The following is a 1,254-nucleotide window of genomic DNA, read 5'->3' on the forward strand; positions in this document are numbered from 1 at the left end:
GCCGGTGGTGGCCGGTGCGGCGGCCAGCCGGTGGAGCTGGGTGAGGGTGATCTGCAGCTCGACGATGCCGCCGCGTCGCATGTCGCGGGGTGGCCGTTGGGCGGGCGGGCAGGGGCGGTGCCGGGTGATGCCGGCCAGGAGCAGGTGTCCGTCGTCGGTGCAGATGGCATAGCGCCATTGCCCATGCAGCATGCCGGTGACGATGCGGCGTGCCTGGGCGGCGTGGACCATGCCCCAGCCGGGCAGGTGGGCGGGGTGCTCATCGTGCCCGAGCAACGTGGTCAGCTCTACCCGTATCTCCGGCACCGACCACGATGTCGCGCCGGGCCCACCACCAAGGCGGCCCTGCGACCGCTGAAGCTCCCCGCACCCGCGCCCACCCTCCGGCTCCGGCCCCGGTGCGGCGCTCTGGCCGTGCCCTCGCTCAGACTCCGGCGCGACCCTCCGCCCGTGCGCGTTCCCGTCCTCCAGCTCGGGCGAGGTGACCCGGTCACGCTCGCGCTCGTGCTCCGACTCGGGTCCGGTGCTCAGCCTCCGCTCGTCCTCCGACTCTGGTTCGGGTGCGGCGCTGTTGTCGTGCCCGCGCTCGTGCTCGTGCTTCGGCTCGGCTGTGGGGGTACCGGCAGAGCTGGCGGGGCTGGCGGTAGTGCCTGCGGGAGCGTCAGGGATGCCGGTGTGGGTGTTCGCGGGGCTGTCAGGGGAGTCGGCCGAGCCGGTGGAGCTGGGGGTGTCGTCAGAGGTGTCGCCGGGGGTGGGATCGCCGGGTTCCACGAGAGGGTGGGCCAGGACATGGGTGACGATCTGCTCATCGGTCAGGCCTTCGAAGGTGCCATCCAGGCTGCCCAAAAACAAGTCCGCGCGGATGTGATCGATCGGGCGGCGGTCCCCGGCGCGTTTGCAGGCGCGGGCCAGCTCATCGATCCGCTCGCACCCGGCCACCGCCCGCTCCACCGGCAGGTCCAGCCCGGACACGGTCGCGGTGCCGTCATCATTGCGCGTGCCGGCCACCCGCCGCCTGCGGACCGCCTCGGTATAACGCTTTTCCGCCCAATCCGGATCGATCGCGAGCACCATGCGCTGAACGTGCTCGACCAGCTCGCCCACCGTCCACCCCGCCGCCCGAGGCACCAGACGCTCGCAAACCCAGCCGGCCTGGGCGTCGGTCAACCCGCTCGTCCAGCGGATGAAAGCCACCGCCCGCGGCTCATCCAACACCCCCTCCAGCATCGCCTCACCGAGCACCGGCAGGCGGCG

General features: G+C 72.4%; 1 protein-coding gene. It reads right to left on the bottom strand.

Features of this window, described 5'->3' with window-relative positions:
• Positions 1-1,254 (bottom strand): DUF222 domain-containing protein (locus tag FLV34_RS39275; RefSeq protein ID WP_147945585.1); only part of this gene is annotated, 1,254 nt, incomplete at both ends.

Origin of the sequence: Microbispora sp. CSR-4, assembly GCF_008033685.1 — a bacterium.
Classification (GTDB): Bacteria; Actinomycetota; Actinomycetes; order Streptosporangiales; family Streptosporangiaceae; genus Microbispora.